Source organism: Sneathiella sp. P13V-1, assembly GCF_015143595.1.
In the GTDB taxonomy this organism is placed as follows: Bacteria; Pseudomonadota; Alphaproteobacteria; order Sneathiellales; family Sneathiellaceae; genus Sneathiella.
Genome location: NZ_WYEU01000001.1, coordinates 828,733 through 844,966 on the forward strand (window position 1 = coordinate 828,733; position 16,234 = coordinate 844,966).

Annotated in this window: 11 protein-coding genes; 3 read left to right on the top strand and 8 right to left on the bottom strand. The window is 51.8% G+C overall.

Annotation, left to right across the window (positions count from 1 at the left end; genetic code table 11):
- Positions 1–41 precede the first annotated feature (41 nt).
- Together GUA87_RS04040 and GUA87_RS04045 are read left to right on the top strand one after the other, a co-directional pair.
- Positions 42–1,823, top strand: a complete 1,782-nt coding sequence (locus GUA87_RS04040; protein WP_193715222.1) for an acyclic terpene utilization AtuA family protein — start codon at positions 42–44, stop codon at positions 1,821–1,823.
- Positions 1,824–1,835: 12 nt separating this feature from the next.
- A complete protein-coding gene (locus GUA87_RS04045) occupies positions 1,836–2,651 on the top strand; it encodes an enoyl-CoA hydratase/isomerase family protein (protein WP_193715223.1) in 816 nt (271 codons plus the stop codon).
- Between the two features lie 58 nt (positions 2,652–2,709).
- Here GUA87_RS04045 and GUA87_RS04050 read toward each other — a convergent pair whose 3' ends face one another.
- From GUA87_RS04050 to GUA87_RS04060, 3 genes are all read right to left on the bottom strand, one after another.
- On the bottom strand, positions 2,710–4,491 hold the full coding sequence (locus GUA87_RS04050; protein ID WP_193715224.1) for a methyl-accepting chemotaxis protein: 1,782 nt from the start codon (positions 4,489–4,491) through the stop codon (positions 2,710–2,712).
- Between the two features lie 66 nt (positions 4,492–4,557).
- Positions 4,558–5,013 carry a cache domain-containing protein gene (locus GUA87_RS04055; protein ID WP_193715225.1) on the bottom strand — a complete coding sequence of 152 codons (456 nt, stop codon included), beginning with the start codon at positions 5,011–5,013 and terminating at the stop codon, positions 4,558–4,560.
- 137 nt (positions 5,014–5,150) lie between these two features.
- Complete coding sequence (locus tag GUA87_RS04060; protein WP_193715226.1) at positions 5,151–6,104, bottom strand: tRNA dihydrouridine synthase; 954 nt, start codon at positions 6,102–6,104, stop codon at positions 5,151–5,153.
- 156 nt (positions 6,105–6,260) lie between these two features.
- Between GUA87_RS04060 and GUA87_RS04065 the strand changes: the two genes are divergently transcribed.
- Positions 6,261–7,745: an AMP nucleosidase gene (locus GUA87_RS04065; protein ID WP_193715227.1), complete on the top strand. Its 1,485-nt coding sequence runs from the start codon at positions 6,261–6,263 to the stop codon at positions 7,743–7,745.
- Positions 7,746–7,748: 3 nt separating this feature from the next.
- On the opposite strand, the gene GUA87_RS04070 is transcribed toward GUA87_RS04065, so the two are convergent.
- From GUA87_RS04070 to GUA87_RS04090, 5 genes are all read right to left on the bottom strand, one after another.
- Complete coding sequence (locus tag GUA87_RS04070; RefSeq protein ID WP_193715228.1) at positions 7,749–8,633, bottom strand: alpha/beta fold hydrolase; 885 nt, start codon at positions 8,631–8,633, stop codon at positions 7,749–7,751.
- A gap of 65 nt (positions 8,634–8,698) precedes the next feature.
- Complete coding sequence (gene trxA / locus GUA87_RS04075; RefSeq protein WP_193715229.1) at positions 8,699–9,019, bottom strand: thioredoxin TrxA; 321 nt, start codon at positions 9,017–9,019, stop codon at positions 8,699–8,701.
- A gap of 113 nt (positions 9,020–9,132) precedes the next feature.
- Positions 9,133–12,543: a double-strand break repair helicase AddA gene (addA, locus tag GUA87_RS04080; protein WP_193715230.1), complete on the bottom strand. Its 3,411-nt coding sequence runs from the start codon at positions 12,541–12,543 to the stop codon at positions 9,133–9,135.
- A complete protein-coding gene (gene addB / locus GUA87_RS04085) occupies positions 12,536–15,523 on the bottom strand; it encodes a double-strand break repair protein AddB (protein ID WP_321575867.1) in 2,988 nt (995 codons plus the stop codon). The genes addA and addB overlap by 8 nt, the downstream gene beginning before the upstream one ends.
- The gene (locus GUA87_RS04090) at positions 15,520–16,221 is read right to left on the bottom strand and encodes a nucleotidyltransferase family protein (protein WP_193715232.1); all 702 of its coding nucleotides are present in this window, start codon (positions 16,219–16,221) and stop codon (positions 15,520–15,522) included. The genes addB and GUA87_RS04090 overlap by 4 nt, the downstream gene beginning before the upstream one ends.
- Between the last annotated feature and the right edge of the window lie 13 nt (positions 16,222–16,234).

The following is a 16,234-nucleotide window of genomic DNA, read 5'->3' on the forward strand; positions in this document are numbered from 1 at the left end:
TATCAACCAAGAATAAATGAAGAAATTTCAGGAGCGCCAGCATGAGCGACAACGCCACTGATATCATTCGCATCGCCAATTGCAGCGGATATTACGGAGACAAACTATCCGCCGCCCGTGAAATGGTCGAAGGCGGCCCAATTGATGTGCTGACAGGTGATTATCTGGCAGAACTGACCATGTCCATTCTGTTCGCCAAAAAAATGAAATCCCCGGATGAGGGGTATGTGGGCACCTTCCTGAAACAGGTCAAAGACGTTCTGGAATTGTGTCTTGAGAAAAACATCAAGATCGTCAGCAACGCCGGAGGCCTCAACCCGAAGGGCATGGCAGAAGAAGTTGAGAAAATCGCTGCCGAACTTGGAGTAACCTGTAGAGTCGCCTATGTGGACGGGGATAACATGTTGCCCCGTATCAAGGATCTGGCAAGTGAAGGAGAGACGTTCACAAATATCGACACAGGACAGGAACTGAAGGAAAGCGGCCTTCGCCCAGCAACGGCTAACGCCTATCTTGGCGGTTGGGGCATCAAGGAAGCATTGGACCAAGGTGCCGATGTGGTGATTGCTCCGCGCGTGACCGATGCCGCTGTTGTCATGGGACCTGCCGCGTGGAAATTTAACTGGAAGCGGGATGATTTTGATGCGCTCGCAGGCGCTTGCGCCGCAGGTCATCTGATTGAATGCGGGGCGCAGGTGTGCGGTGGTAACTATGCCTTTTTCGAAGAGGTCCCCAGCTTTGCCAATGTGGGCTACCCCATTGCGGAAATTGAAAGTGACGGCAGCTTTACCATTACAAAACAAGAAGGCACAGGTGGCCTTGTTTCCGTTGGAACGGTAACGGCGCAACTTCTCTATGAAATCAACGACCCCGCCTACAAAAATCCGGATGTGATCAGCCATTTTGACACCCTGCAAATGGAACAGGTGGGCGAGAACCGGGTCCGTGTTTCAGGGTGCCGTGGGTCCAACCCACCGGCGGAACATAAAGTCTGCATGAATATCATGGGCGGCTTCAAAAACAGCATGGAACTGTTGGTAACCGGCCTCGATATTGAAAAGAAGGTGGAGATTTTCACCGAAGAGCTTTTCCGTCAGGTTGGCGGAAAAGATCTGTTTGATGACGTGGATATCAATCTGGTTCGTACAGATAAAGAGGATGCGGACACCAATGACGAAGCCATGGCGCTTCTTCGTATAACGGTCAAATCCTCTGACCCTAAACTGGTGGGGCGTATTTTCTCGGCAAAGGTAATTGAAATTGCCTTGGCGACCTATCCTGGTTTCACAGGTCGCTCTGCCCCGGGGGGGGGCGGCCCGTTTGTTCTGCACTGGCCTGCACTGGTAGATAGCCGCCATATCACAGAACACGTCCATATGGGCGGAGAGGTTACCGATGTCCCACCAACCAACCAGTTGGATTTGGAAGAGATTTACTATCAGAAACCTGTAGTGGATATAGCAAAACCTGCAAGCTCTGATATGGGGGATATCCACTTTGGTCGTGTGTTCGGAACCCGCAGCGGGGACAAAGGCGGCGCTGCCAATATAGGTGTCTGGGCGAAAACGGATGAGGCCTATCAATGGCTCTATCACAATATGACCGCTGAGAAATTGAAAGAAATGATGCCTGAAGTTGAAGGCTATGAGGTCAAACGCTTTGACCTTCCCAATATCCGTGCCGTCAATTTCATGATCTATGGCATATTGGGCGATGGCGTCGCCGCCAACACGCGGATCGACGGACAGGCAAAAAGCATGGGTGAATTTTTGCGCTCTCGCAAAGTTGCCCTGCCAAAAAGCATTTTTCCAGACGCGGCATAAGGGAGAGCAAAAATGACAGATAATAATGAAACCTTATCCCTTGAAGGGCTGACCTTTACAACGATCAAGCTGGAAGAAAAAGATCACATCTTTACGATTACCCTGAACCGGCCTGAGGCAAAAAACGCCATCAATCCTATCATGAGTAATGAACTGATCTACGCCTTCGATTATGCCAGGCAAACCCGCAGCATCCGTGTGGTTGTTCTGGCGGCAGAAGGAGATATCTTCTGTGCAGGCGGGGACCTTCGCACCATGAGCGGCGGCAAAGTTGACGGTCCGGTTTCCAACGTGCCCAAACGCGGTGAAACTGACGAAATTTCCCTTAAACTTCGCCATATGAACAAGCCGGTTATCGCCCGCATTCAGGGACCGGTTCTGGCTGGCGCACTGCTCATGGTCTGTAACGCCACTCACGCCTTTGCCGTGGACAGCGCGCATTTCTCTGCCCCTGAGATCAAACGGGGTATTTGGCCCTTTATGGTCATGGCGGGCCTGTTTCGGGTTATGGGGAAGCGTCAGGGTCTTGATTTTATTATGAGGGGGGAGCGGATCTCTGCTGCTGACGCGGTACAAACTGGACTGATCAACAAAGCGGTTCCAGCGGATGAATTGGATGAAACTGTCGCTCAAACAGCCAAACAACTGGCCTCCCTTGCCCCAGGTACCATGCAAATGGGGCTTGCCGCCTATAATGCCATTGAAGATATGGATTTTGATCCAGCATTGCCGTACTTGCGTGAGCAACTCAACGAATGCCTGAAAAGTGAAGATGCCCGGGAGGGGATTTCCGCCTTCCTTGGAAAACGGGAACCCAACTGGGACTAAGACAGACAAAAAGCCCGGCATCATGGATACCGGGCTTTTATGTGAAAAATTGAAGTATTTACGCTGCCCGAACTTCGGACAGGAACCCTTCAATATCATTTTTCAGCTTGCTGGACAGCTCTTCCAGGCGGGAGGCAGCTGACTGCACATCACCTGCAGCAACTCCGGTTTCACCCGCTTTTTGAGACACATCACCGATTTTCTCACTCACCTGAGTGGTACCATTTGAAGCTTCCAGAACATTTCTGGAAATCTCATTAGTCGCGGCACTTTGCTCTTCAATCGCGGAAGAAATACCAACAGTGGATTCGCGAATACTTGAAATCACCGTATCAATGTTACCGATTGCCAATACCGCGCTATCTGTCGCGGCCTGCATATCATTGATCTGCTGAGCGATTTCTTCTGTCGCACGCGCTGTCTGGTTCGCAAGGCTCTTCACCTCGCTTGCCACAACTGCAAAGCCTTTACCAGCATCACCCGCACGGGCCGCTTCAATTGTCGCGTTCAGTGCAAGCAAATTGGTCTGTCCGGCGATGTCGTTAATCATATTCACAACTTCACTGATTTTCTTGGCGGTTTCAGCAAGAGCAGAAACAGATGTTGTGCTGTTACTGGCTTCAACCACCGCTTTTTCAGACACATGGTTAGCCTGCTGAACCTGACGGCTAATCTCACTGATAGAAGAGGTCAACTCTTCGGCGGCCGAGGCCACCGTTTGAACATTTTGTGACGCATCAGCTGACGCGGAGGCCACACCCTCAGCCAGTTCACGGGAAGATCCAGCTGTTTCGGTCATCCGATCCGCTGTGGACTGAAGTTCTTTGGTTGCCATGGCAACTGTTGACAAGACTTCGGAAACACGCGTTTCAAAATCACTGATAAGATTTGCAACTTTTTCGGCACGTTCCTGTTTATCGGCAGCTTCACGTTGTTCACGTTCACGTTCACTACGTTCTCGCTCTTCTTTCTCAGCACGTTCACGTGCTTGACGATCCGCTTCTTCCTGCGCATGTCTCTCAGCTTCGGAGCGAAGACGTTCCTGCTCAATGGCATTGTCTTTAAAGACCTGAACGGCGCGGGCCATTTCACCGATTTCATTCTTCTCACTCTGTGAGGGAATCTCGACGCTATTATCACCTTGTGACAAAGCTGCCATGACAGATGTAAGAGACAAAATTGGCATGCGGATAAGTCGTGTGACCATCACGGTTACACCTAAGGCAATAACCAGACAGACAATACTAACAATCATTGTCTGCAACGTATTTGCTTCACCATCTGCAACAGCTTTGGCATAGAGGGCATCCCCCTCTTCCTGCCAAAGTACGGCAATTTCGCTGATCTGCTTGTACATGACATTAAACTGCTCGTCCGCCGCTACCATCATCACAACAGCGGTCGTTCCGTCAATTTCAGTCATATCAATGACGTCATTTGCGGATACAGAATACTCGCCCAACTTTGTATTGATAGCTTGAAGCGCCTCAAGTTCTGTAGCATCGAATTCGCCTTCTTCGATGAACTTGGTCAAAGCCGCTTGAGAGCCTGCGAGAACTGCACGTAATTGCTCACGCATTACTTGAATTTTCTCTTCTTCCACACCTGCGTTCAGCTGCGAAATAAGACGAAACACACTGCCGTTAAACGCCTGCAAATCACGTTGGAAACGATAAGCTGCACCTGTTTTCGTTTTCGATTGCTCGTTTAAGATGGAGGTAACTTCACCATTTTGTTTATTCCCCGAATACGAAGAGACGCCGAGAATAACGAGCGCAATAACAAAAATCGCTGGTGAAATCAGAAGCTTAAGCGAAATGCTCAGGTTTCGAAAATTCATACTTCTTTACCTTTCCAAGGAGGGTTGCCGGAGGGGCGTTTGGATGCACCCGATCCGGCGAAATCCTTACTCGTAATAACCGATCATCAAAAATGTATCGGAATCATCTACACGCGTAACATAAGTATATTTCTGTGCGATTTTCTTGGTTTCCGGATGTGGCCATTTGTAGTCAACCCAGCCTGTGCCTTTGGTTGCAGCAAGCTCTGACATTTCCGCAACGAATGCTTTTCCGTCAGTGTCTTTAACCTTTTGCAGGTTTTTGCCAATCAATTTCTCGTTCGCACCATGGAAAATGATGCTGCCTTTGGAAATAGACTGTCCGATCACGTAAAACTCACCGTTTTTAAACTCACCTTCAACAGCAAAATCTTTGAAGGCCTGTTCTTGTCCAACTGACTTGTAATGCGCAATCGCTTTATCCATCATGGAGAGAACGTGGGCTTTTTTATCTTCAGCGTGAGCGGCACCTACGACAAAGAAGACACCCATAAAAATAGAGAGAGCTAATTTTTTAAACATTTATATACTCCGTACATCAACTTGGAGGAAAATCATCCTCAACATACGGCGGAGAAATTAATTGTTCCCTAAAATCAGCAGAAAAAAAGGCATATGAAAACTGCCAAAGAAGCATGTTTTTGTGCAAAATTTAGTACTTATTGGTTAACTAAATTAGTTTTATATATGTGCACATATGAAATAATCTCTTCGGATGTTTTTAATCGGCGAATCTTATCGAAGATAACTCGGCAATCTTCATAGGTACGCCCCAGAAGTTTGATCCACTGCTTCAATCGACCCGCTCGGCGTGTGGGGTGGTCAATGGATTTCAACAACTGATTATAATCTATTATCAGGTCTAGGATCTTCGAGGCCTCGAACATATCGGATGCATCACCCTTTACTTCAAGCGCCAGACTTGGGCGGGCGATTAACCCACGCCCTAGCATGTAATGCTCATATCCGCAGACATCACGGCAGGCTTCAAAATCTTCCTTCGTCCAGATTTCTCCATTTGCCACAACAGTGATTCCAAGCTGTTCTTTGATAGGCACCAGATATTCCCAATGAGCGGGCGGCTTATATCCCTCCATCTTGGTTCTGGCATGGATGGTCAGTTTACTGGCACCCGCCTCTTCAATCGCTTTTGCGTTTTCAAGGTACAGAGACTTGTCTTCAAAACCCAACCGCATCTTGGCGCTGACCGGGATGTGATCTGGAACGGCCCTGCGCACCGCCGAGGTAATGTCATGAAGACGGTCTGGCCATTGAAGCAATGTGGCACCTGCATCATGGCGGTTTACGGTTTTTGCTGGGCATCCAAAATTAAGGTCAATCCCCGGCGCGCCATATCCCGCAACTTTCTCTGCACTTTCTGCCAGAAGAGAAACGTCTCCGCCCATCAACTGCACATGCACAGGGGTTCCAGCAGCCGTTTTGCCCTCATTATCTAATTCTGGACAGATATCCAGAAACACCCGCCGCGGATATAACCCACCGCTCACCCTGATAAATTCGGACACGCACAGATCAATCCCCCCGATGCGGGTCAGGATATCTCTCATATGTTGGTCCACTACCCCTTCCATTGGGGCCAGGGTGACAGTCATTCAAACAATCCAGCTGCTACATAAACGTGTCGGGGTTCTATCACATTTTCAAAAAAAGACAGTTGTTTATTGTCTTGTCACAATTTCATGCTAAATAGGTCAGGATTAGAAAAAGATTAAATGAGCGATGATCATAGGGATTATCAAGGAGATTATATGACAGGATTTTTGACAAGCGTCACTTCTGGCCACGGTAATACTCGCGACTTGAAAGAGTACCACACTGCTGCTGAGGCCCTCACCGCGATCAAGCGGATCTATAAAGAAAATTCCGAAAAAGTAAAAACACGTTTCAAGGCCTTTTCTGAAGGAGATAAAAAAAGCCCTTTGGATGTGGGATACTATCCCTATCTTGGGCTTGAGATCGGACCAACAGATATCAACCTCAATAGCCGGCTCGCTTATGGTAATCTGCATTCTGCCGGATTCTTTGGCACAACTTTGACCCAACCGGAACTTTTCCACAGTTATTATCTGGAACAGATCGAACTGATCATCCAGAACCACGACCGTCCAGTCGTCGTTGGGGTCAGCGATAGACCCATGCCGCTTCCTTTTGTCATTGAAAAAGCCTCATCCAACGTCTCTGGCGATGATGTGCAAGCACTGCAATCCATCTTCCCTATGCCGGAACTTGCCAATATCAACGATGCCATAGCCAATGGTATTCATGAAACAGAGGCGGGGGCCGCCCACCCCCTTGCGTTATTCTCTGCCGAGCGGGTTGACTATTCTTTGCTGCGGCTTTTCCATTACACGGGCACCTCTCCTCACCATTTCCAGCGCTTTGTTCTGTTCACTAACTATCAGCGTTATGTGGATGAATTTATCGAATATGGTCTGGATCAGGTGAAAAATGGCTCAGAATACCGCGCCTTTGTGGAGCCGGGAAATGTGCTGACCCCCAACCCTCGCCTGACCGATATTGACGCAAGCGGTGAGGCTCCACATCATCTGCCTCAAATGCCTGCCTACCATCTGGTCAGAAATCGCCATGAAGGTATCACCCTGGTCAATATCGGTGTTGGCCCGTCCAACGCAAAAACCATTACGGACCACATCGCGGTTCTCCGGCCCCATTGCTGGTTGATGGTGGGTCACTGCGGCGGCCTTCGGCGCACACAGCGTCTTGGAGATTATGTGCTCGCCCACGCCTATGTGCGCGAAGACCATGTACTGGACGAAGATATCCACCCAAGTGTTCCTTTGCCAGCCATTGCGGAAATTCAAATGGCACTGACAGATGCGGTGGCAGAGTTATCGGGTGAGACCACAAATCTGAAAGAGCATTTCAGAACGGGTACCGTCTACACCACAGATGATCGGGACTGGGAACTTCGCCACAAAGAACTGGCGCAGCGCTTTAACCAGACCAAGGCCATTGCCATTGATATGGAAAGCGCAACCATCGCCGCTAACGGTTTTAGGTTCCGCGTTCCCTACGGCACGCTTCTTTGTGTGTCAGACAAACCGCTCCATGGGGAAATTAAACTCCCCGGAATGGCCAACAAGTTTTATCAGGACCGAACCGCCAAACATTTGCGGATCGGCATTGAAACACTTCGGTCATTGCGTGAAAGCGGAATTGAAAGCCTGCATTCCAGGAAACTGAGAAGTTTCGACGAGCCCGCTTTCAGATAGGCCTTAGCTGTTCCCTCTCACATGTGGCAACACGAGCTCCGCTAATCGCGAACAGAGGAGAGGGGACAGATCATGCCCCATTCCGGCAACCTCAACATATTGAGCCCCCGGAATACTGTTTGAAACATCCTGCCCACAAGGCGCTTGGACAAGCGGATCCTCACTTCCGTGGATCACCAAAGTTGGTGTCGTAAGGCTCTTCAATCGCTGCCGGCGACCGGGGGCAGCCATCACAGCAGCGTACTGACGCATATATCCTGTCGGGCAATAACAGCGCGACACGCAGGCTTTGATATGGGCTTCCAACTCTGATGCATCCCAGCGGAAGCCGGGGCTACCGATCACGTCATTTACCTCAAGGCCAAAGCGAACAATGTCCGCCATCTCCTGACTTAGTGGGGCACTCGCTAAAATGGCGGCTGCGGCTTCATTTGGTCCCGGCAGGTCAATTTCAGAAGACGACGACATGATGGAGGTGAGGGAAAGGGTTTTCTCTGGATAATTTAAAGCAAAAAGCTGGGCAATCATTCCGCCCATAGACATGCCAACGATATGCGCAGCGCTAATATCCAGTGCTGACAGAATATTAGACACATCCGCCGCCATATCCTCAAGGGTAAATGGAGTGTCAGGGAAAGTACCAGATAACTTCGCGCCCATGACGGCTGCAAGATCCGGTACTCCGCCCTCTTCCAATTTGTCAGACAGGCCCACATCCCGGTTATCAAATCGGATCACCTGAAATCCGGCATCCACCAGCGGCGAGCAGAAATTCTGGTGCCAATCGATTAGCTGGAACCCAAGTCCCGCGATCAGGATAACGGTGGGTGCCGCTGGATCCCCCTGGCGGTCCACTTCAAATGTCAGTTCGCCTGCTTCTATTTTCATTATTGCCCCCTGAAACGAAAAAGACGGGCACTTGGGCCCGTCCTTAAATCTTTATCTTCCCGATTTTATGAGGAAGATTTAATCCAGTCTTCGATCTGTCCTTTAGGAGACGCGCCCACTTTCGTGGAAGCAACTTCACCATCTTTGAACAGCATCAGTGTTGGAATACCGCGTACACCATATTTTGTAGGGGTGTTCGGGTTTTCATCGATGTTGATTTTGGCAACTGTGACGTTTCCAGCCATCTCTGCGGCAATTTCATCAAGTGCTGGTGCAATTGTCTTACACGGTCCACACCACTCGGCCCAGAAATCAACCAAAACCAGACCTTCATTTTTTAGAACGTCTTCCTCAAATGAAGCATCAGTTACATTTGTTGTGGCCATCTATATGTCCTCTTTCAGGCAAAAAATCCAACCCGCCCTTTAATCAAGACGAATTTTGTAATGTTTTGATATTTACGTATCACACCCCGGTCCGTCAAGTGATCGCTGTCATATCAGCTTTGTGGAATCTCCATCAAGTAAGGGCCGTCTGTCCACAACAGACCGCATTTAATTGCCTTTTCAGGATGTATCTTCTTAAGAGCCTCTCTGTAAATCTGCATCTGGCGAATATAAACCTGCGGCACCTCCGCAAGATCCCGGGGTGAGGGACGATTGGTTTTATAATCAACGATCAAAATATCGTCATCGCGGATCAAAAGCCGATCAATCTGACCTGACATGATCCGGTCCCCCATCAAACCGGTGAGGGGAACTTCCGCCCGGCTACCGGGGCCAAAAATATCGGAAAAATCAGGATGGGTTAGAACCTTCAACGTTTCCGTTAGAATTTCCCGCTGCTGCGCATCACTTAGTCCATGTGCCGGACGGGCAAGCCAGTTGGCCGCCACTTCTTCCCGGCGCGCAACAGGCACCTCTGGCAGGCTTTCCAGCAAGCGGTGCACCAATAGTCCCCGGTGGAACCGATGTCCATCATCCGAACCAAGCGGGGAGCGCACAGACGGCTCCTCTTCCTCTTTGGAAGGGGTAAGTGGTTGAGGCGGGAAAGGCTCTTCCGGTGGGGGACTCTTAATCCAGCCGGGCAGGGCCGCGTGGAAAATTTCTCCGCGGCCGGTATCTGCTTCTTTCACTTCCTTGAACGTTGTTCCGCTCGTCAAACGCCGGGCGATATGCCCATTGGCAAGCTCAATTTCCTCAACACCTTCTGCTTCCTGGAAGGCATGATCAATCAGATCATACCAACATCCTTCGGGGCGCTTTCGCACATTCTCCCAACCGCAGATATAAAGTCGGTCTTCTGCCCGTGTCAGCGCCACATAAAGAAGACGGCGCTTTTCTTCTTCCTGCCTGTTTTTCTCTGTGGCTTTGGCTTTACGCGTGGCTTCATCCTCATTGGCGCTTCCCGCCGCCCAAAGTGGCCCCGGGATATCTTCTTCTGTCCAGATCAGGCTTGTTTTGCTCGCATGGGGGGATCCCTGACATGTATCCGGCAGGAAAACGATAGGGGCCTGCAAGCCTTTTGATCCGTGAACGGTCAAGACACGCACCTCATCACGTCCCTGTTCCATATCGCGTTTTACTTCCGCGCCGCCCGCTTCCATCCAATGCAAAAATCCTTGAAGGGAGCTGGCCTCACTTCGCTGATAGGCAAGTGCCAATGACAGGAACTCTTCTATGGGATCAACCGCCTCTTCCCCAAGGCGCGACAACAGCTTTTCACGGCCCCGATCCGGCCCTAGAATATCGGCGAAAAATTCAAACACCGGAATAAAGTCCGCCTGCCGCAGGACTTTTCTTAAGAAAGGTAAGGCTTTTACCAACTTGGGATTTTGATCTGCCTTTTCCTGCACCGCCTGCCACAAGCTCCCTTCCCGGCGATAGGCAATGTCAAACAGTTCATTATCATCCATTCCCACAAATGGGCTTTTAAGGATAATCGCCAAATTCAGATCATCTTCCGGCAACAGTGCGAATTTCGCGAGCGCCATCAAATCCAGTACCGCAAGCTGTTCTGACAGTTGCATACGGTCCGCACCAGCTACGGGAACGCCAGCCTGTTTCAGGGCACGCACCATTTCCTCAAAAAAGGCGTTCCGTTTCTGCACCAGTATCAACACATCTTGCGCCCGAATAGTCCGGCCTGTTGAGGCAAGTTTTTCACCGGATTTCAGCCAGCTTTTCACCTGTTCCGCAATTTGCCGGGCAAGGGTCGCGGCGGGGTTTACCGTCTCCATACTGTCGAGCGGAATATCCCACGCATCCCCTTCTTCCGCCTCATCGGGGCGGGTTACCGGCCAAATTTCAGTAAGGCCCTGATGACCCTCCCGGAAAATATAATGCTGGATCTCAGATGCGTCCGCCGTCAGTCCTTTTCGTGCCGGAGGCGGAACAAAAGTGGCATCCACCAACGACAACACCGCATGGGTGGAGCGGAAAGACAGATCAAGAGGCACCACTTCCCATGGCTTATCTGCAAAGCGGGCTTGCGCTTCGAAATGCTGACGCATCTTGTCAAAGGCTGCGGGATCCGCGCCTTGGAAGCTGTAAATACTTTGTTTTTCATCCCCCACCACAAACAAAGTTCGTGCCGCGTCACGCCCCCCATCAATGGCAAAGAACTCTTCAGCAAGCGCACCGATCACATCCCACTGCTCAGGGCTTGTATCCTGCGCTTCATCCACAAGGATATGATCCAGACCCCCATCCAGTTTAAACATGACCCATGGGGCCACATGCGCCCCGCTTAAAAGCTGCCGCGTGGTCAAAATCAGGTCATCAAAATCAAGGGCGCCGCGCCGAACTTTCTCCGCCTCATATTCTGCGATCAGACTATCCGCCAGCTGCAGCACCGCCATGCTGGATTTCAGCACCCTTATCCGGCGACGCTTTTCCAGCACCTCCAAGATTCTGTCCGCTTCTTTTGACAGAATTTCCTTGAGGCCGGGCAGTTTGTCTTCGCATTTTTTAGACCCCAGATTCCGCTCCGACTTCTTTTCCATCTTCTGGGTCAGAAATCCGGAAAGGTATCGATCAAACAGAGCGGGCCGATCTGCGGGGCGGGAAAGCCATGGCTCCATCACCTCGGCAATTTTCTTGTCATTGACCCCACCTTCAAGAAGCACTTCCAACGCGGCGCGAAGGGCCGCCCCGTCAAACGCATCTTCCGCGCAAGCAGCGCTGATTAAATCTTCTTCTCGAAGGGCAGGGTCAATGCCCACATAAACCGCGATATGATCTCGCGCGCCTTCAAGCCCGTCATGGTAGTCCAGATATCGTTTCAGGCGGCCCCGGCGATTGGCAAGACCGGACATCAACTGCACAAAATCCCCTTCATGCAAGTTCTGGCTAACATGGGAAAGGGCTTTTGAAAGGTCGCTCCGTGCGCCGCTTTGGGTTGCCGATAACATCCGATCCCGGGCAATTTGCATAATCTCAGATGCGGTCCGGTCATCCAGTTCCTGAAAATTAGGGGGAATACCGGCTTCTAGCGGGAAACGCCCCAATATGGATCCACAAAAGGAATGGATCGTTTGAATTTTAATGCCGCCAGGGGCATCCAGAACGCTGGCAAACAAACGCCGGGCGCGGACCATCTCGGCTTCGGTTGCAGGACGCCCTTCCAGATCCGCAATATCTGCGGCAAGCTCTCCTTCCGGCATCACCGACCATTTACCCAGCATTTCGTTCAGGCGGTTGGACATCTCCGCCGCGGCGGCTTTGGTGAAGGTAATACAGAGAATACGCTCCGGCGCGAAGCCTGCCAGCATAAGACGCAAAGTACGGTTCACCAGAACCCGTGTTTTCCCTGATCCCGCTGATGCAGATACCCAAACGGACCTGACAGGGTCCGCCGCCCGCCTTTGAAGCTGATTACCGCGCTCTGCAAGCTTTGCCGCATTATCCATCGCTGCCGTCCCCCCCGGACCATTCACGAAGACGGCTTAGATGTTCATAATCGTTAAAGCGGCTCGCATATTTGGGGCGCGGGCTCACCAGATATGGGGTCGCCTCTTTGTCAAATTGGGCAATCAAACGACAAAGCCCCTCATAAGCCCCTTCAGCCAATTCTTCAACGGACACCTTCTTGGACGCAGGACGCGCTTCCCCTGCGGGATCGCCGCCGCTTAACCGGATATAAAGAAGCTCAATAACAGAGACCCCATCCGGCCCTAAATCCGCAAAGCCCCCCTTGCCCGCCATCACAGCTTCCAATGACAGCTGGGGGGAGACACCCGCTTCCACTTCCTTGTCAGACGGCAGCCCCCCGGTTTTATAATCCACAATGGATACTTCACCGATCCCGTTTTTGTCGATGCGGTCCGCCGTGCCGGTTAAGCGGAACCGACCATAGGGGGCCGCAATTTCCATGCTGCCCTTGGCCTCCCTCGCCACCGTTTTAAAAGTGAGGCGGCGGTCCTTTTCAAAATCAATAAACCACGCGGCAATCCGTTCAAACCGTGGCCACCAGAAGGCCCAGACCGCTGGCCGGTTTAATAAATCCCCGAAAACGTCTCGGCCAATTTCCAGTAATTTTTCCAAGGCATCCTCCGGAAGATCTTTTGGATACTGTTCCGTGAAAATCTCCAGCGCCTTATGGATAAAAGTCCCGCGATCCGCCGCCCCCGGATCTTCAGCGATCTCGTCAAGAGGACGGAGTTTCAAAATGGCATCGGCGAAAATGGAGTAAGGATCGCGGATCCATTTCTCAATCCGGGTCACCGATAACTGCCGTGGGCGCGCGGCAACGGGCGGGGTGGGGCGCGGCGCTTCTACGGGGCGCACCTCGGAAGGGGCATCCTGCTGACGTTGCCAGCTGAGCAACGTCTCTCCCTCTTCCGATTGCAGATCCATCCCAAACTGCCCCAGTAATGTCTGAAGACGCAGCAGCCAGCGACTTGGAACCGTTGGGGTGCCATCCACTTTGTCGGATCGGGTGATCAGGACTTCTTTGCCGCAAAAGGCCTGCTGAAAGTCATGGGCGGAAAGGCCCGTTTTCTTCTCGGGCAGTGGTAACGTGAACTGCTCCCGCATAGGGCGGCTCATCCAAGGATCATTACCCGCTTCCGGCGGCCAGATCCCCTTGTTAAGCCCCGCCAATATCATCACATCTGCCCGCTGCAAGCGACCCTCTATCGGACCCCAGATTTGCAGCCGCGGATGTTGACCATAGGTGGCGCGGACCATGCGCCCGCTCATCAGATGATCCAGAAGATCAGGCCAGTGCCCCGGGTGGATTTCCGCCATCACATCGGTTGCGCGCAATAACTCCCCAATGAAATTGGCGGCAGCTTCACCAAAATGCCCATACCAAAGCTTTGGCGTGTCTTTCTCTGCTTCCATGGACAGTTTTTCGGCAAAACGAATATGGGCTTTTAGATATTCCCCAAAATCCACCTCTGATGAGGGCGGGTATTTGGCCACTTCCGATGAAATCTCTTCAAATTCTGCAAACCACCCACGCAGCACATCTTCTTCCGGCAGTTTCTCAACCTCTGCTTTTAACCCGGCAAGCCCGCCCGCAATTCGGGGACCGCGCAGGATTTTCCGCTCCAGTGCGCGTACCGATCTTCTGAAATCAGCGGCAGCATGTCCCATATTGGCATAAGGATGCTTCAGGGCTGCCAAAACAGCGATGGGATCAAAATCCGTGGCAAGCATCCGCGCGGTCAGGCGCAAAAACACACCCGGCGGTGACTGATCCAGACTGGTGCCCGCGCTATCATCCACCAACACACCCCAGCGCTTTAGTTCACTGCTCACCCGGCGAGACAGGTCACGATCCGGGGTGACTAGCGCCGCCGTTTTATTGGGCGTATTCAATACATCACGCATCTTCAATGCAATCACCTGTGCTTCCGCATCCGGGGTCGCACAGTTAATCAATGACACCCCGTCAGTTGCCCCTGAATCTGGCGTGGAGACGTCCCGCCACTTCTCTGTGGTTGTCGCAGGGCGCATGGCCTCTGCCACCAAGGCGGGGCGACTTGCCGGGCAGGACTGGCCATCGGGATCCACCAGATCAATTACTTGATCCCGTGTTACCCCAGCCTTTTCGATCAGGCGTGCCAAACCATATTGAGGGTGGGATGGGTCCTGGCGAATTTCCAGCCAACACTCGTCATCAATGGATTTATCGAGCCCTGGCAGGATCACCGTGCCATCTGGAAGACGGGATACCAAATGAAGGAGCTCCGCCGTTACGGGAATGGAACCGGTGGAGCCCACAGCGTAAATGGGGTGTTCAGGCGGGTTTTGCCGCCATGCTTCGATTTGCCCCCGAAGCAGCAAATCACGGCGTTTGGCAGGATCCATCGCCCCTTCCGCCTCCAACAAGCCCGGCCAGATATCACTGATCAGGGTGAGAAACTCCAGCGTGATCTGCCAATGCTCTGCATATCGCTCCGGCACCAGATCTTTAAGGCCGGAGAGTTCAAGACCTTCTGTCTGCACCTGATCCAGTAACTTACAGAGCTCCTGCGCCAGCCCGATCACCTGCGCTGGATCCCGTGCGGTCTCATCTTTTCGCTGGATAAGTCGGGCGAGCAATAACTGACGTCTGAGCGGATCAATGGCAGGTGGCAGTTCCAATACGCCCTGCATATCCCCGGCCAGGTCCCCGCCTATTTGAAATTCCAGCTCGTCTTCATCTACATCGCCAATTGGCCGCATCCGCGGAAGCAACAAAGGCTGCCCTGCTGTTTCCCGTAAAAATGCACTTTGAAGGGCGCGTGCCGCCCGGCGTGTGGTGGTGAGAACCGTTACATCCCCAAGATTTCCGCCTTCTCCACCATGACGGCGCAACAATTCCTTGGCCAGACAGTCGACAAAAGGCTGCTCCGGCGGGATATTGAGGAAATTTGGCGTTTCTTTAAGCGGCGCTGTCACGATCCTGAAATTATTTTCTCTGCTTGTTGAAGGGCATCTACATCCCCAACATGCAACCATTGCCCGTGATGAGGCAAGCCAAATAATCGCCCCTTGGCTTCTGCGCGATCAAAAATCCGGTTCATGGAAAAAGCACCGCTGTCAAGGCCTTCAAAAAGGTCGGGGTTCACGATCTGGACACCGGCAAACAAAAACGGCGCCATGGCCCGTTCATCCCGGCGGGTCAGACGCCCCCGCTCGTCCATGTCATAATCCCCTTTGCCTGAATAACCGACGGCGTCCTGCGTTCGCTGCATTAACAACAGAACATCCATCCGCTCCGGATCCCATGCGTCAATCAACTGTTTCAAGGAACTCGCTTCCCCGTCCCGCACAATCACATCAGAGTTCAGCACCGCAAATGGGGAGGTTCCCAGTTTTGGAAGCGCCTTTAAGACACCGCCTCCCGTTTCCAGAATTTCATTCCGTTCATCGGAAAGGGTGATATCCAGATTATCGATGGTCTTTATATGGGCCTCAATCTGATCGGCAAGGTGATGACAGTTTACCACGGCCTCTTGAATCCCAGCGCCCCGCACCAGATCCAGTGAATAATCAATCAGCGGCTTACCGGCAACTTTGACAAGAGGCTTGGGGGTTGTTTCGGTGAGGGGCCGCAATCGCTTACCAAAGCCCGCCGCCAGAACCATTGCTTTCATACTAATCCTCAAC

Excerpts from the sequence above, each read along its gene's own strand:
- GUA87_RS04040 (WP_193715222.1), top strand. The coding sequence starts at position 42 with ATGAGCGACAACGCCACTGATATCATTCGCATCGCCAATTGCAGCGGA.
- GUA87_RS04045 (WP_193715223.1), top strand. The coding sequence starts at position 1,836 with ATGACAGATAATAATGAAACCTTATCCCTTGAAGGGCTGACCTTTACA.
- GUA87_RS04050 (WP_193715224.1), bottom strand. The coding sequence starts at position 4,491 with ATGAATTTTCGAAACCTGAGCATTTCGCTTAAGCTTCTGATTTCACCA.
- GUA87_RS04055 (WP_193715225.1), bottom strand. The coding sequence starts at position 5,013 with ATGTTTAAAAAATTAGCTCTCTCTATTTTTATGGGTGTCTTCTTTGTC.
- GUA87_RS04060 (WP_193715226.1), bottom strand. The coding sequence starts at position 6,104 with ATGACTGTCACCCTGGCCCCAATGGAAGGGGTAGTGGACCAACATATG.
- GUA87_RS04065 (WP_193715227.1), top strand. The coding sequence starts at position 6,261 with ATGACAGGATTTTTGACAAGCGTCACTTCTGGCCACGGTAATACTCGC.
- GUA87_RS04070 (WP_193715228.1), bottom strand. The coding sequence starts at position 8,633 with ATGAAAATAGAAGCAGGCGAACTGACATTTGAAGTGGACCGCCAGGGG.
- trxA (WP_193715229.1), bottom strand. The coding sequence starts at position 9,019 with ATGGCCACAACAAATGTAACTGATGCTTCATTTGAGGAAGACGTTCTA.
- addA (WP_193715230.1), bottom strand. The coding sequence starts at position 12,543 with ATGGATAATGCGGCAAAGCTTGCAGAGCGCGGTAATCAGCTTCAAAGG.
- GUA87_RS04090 (WP_193715232.1), bottom strand. The coding sequence starts at position 16,221 with ATGAAAGCAATGGTTCTGGCGGCGGGCTTTGGTAAGCGATTGCGGCCC.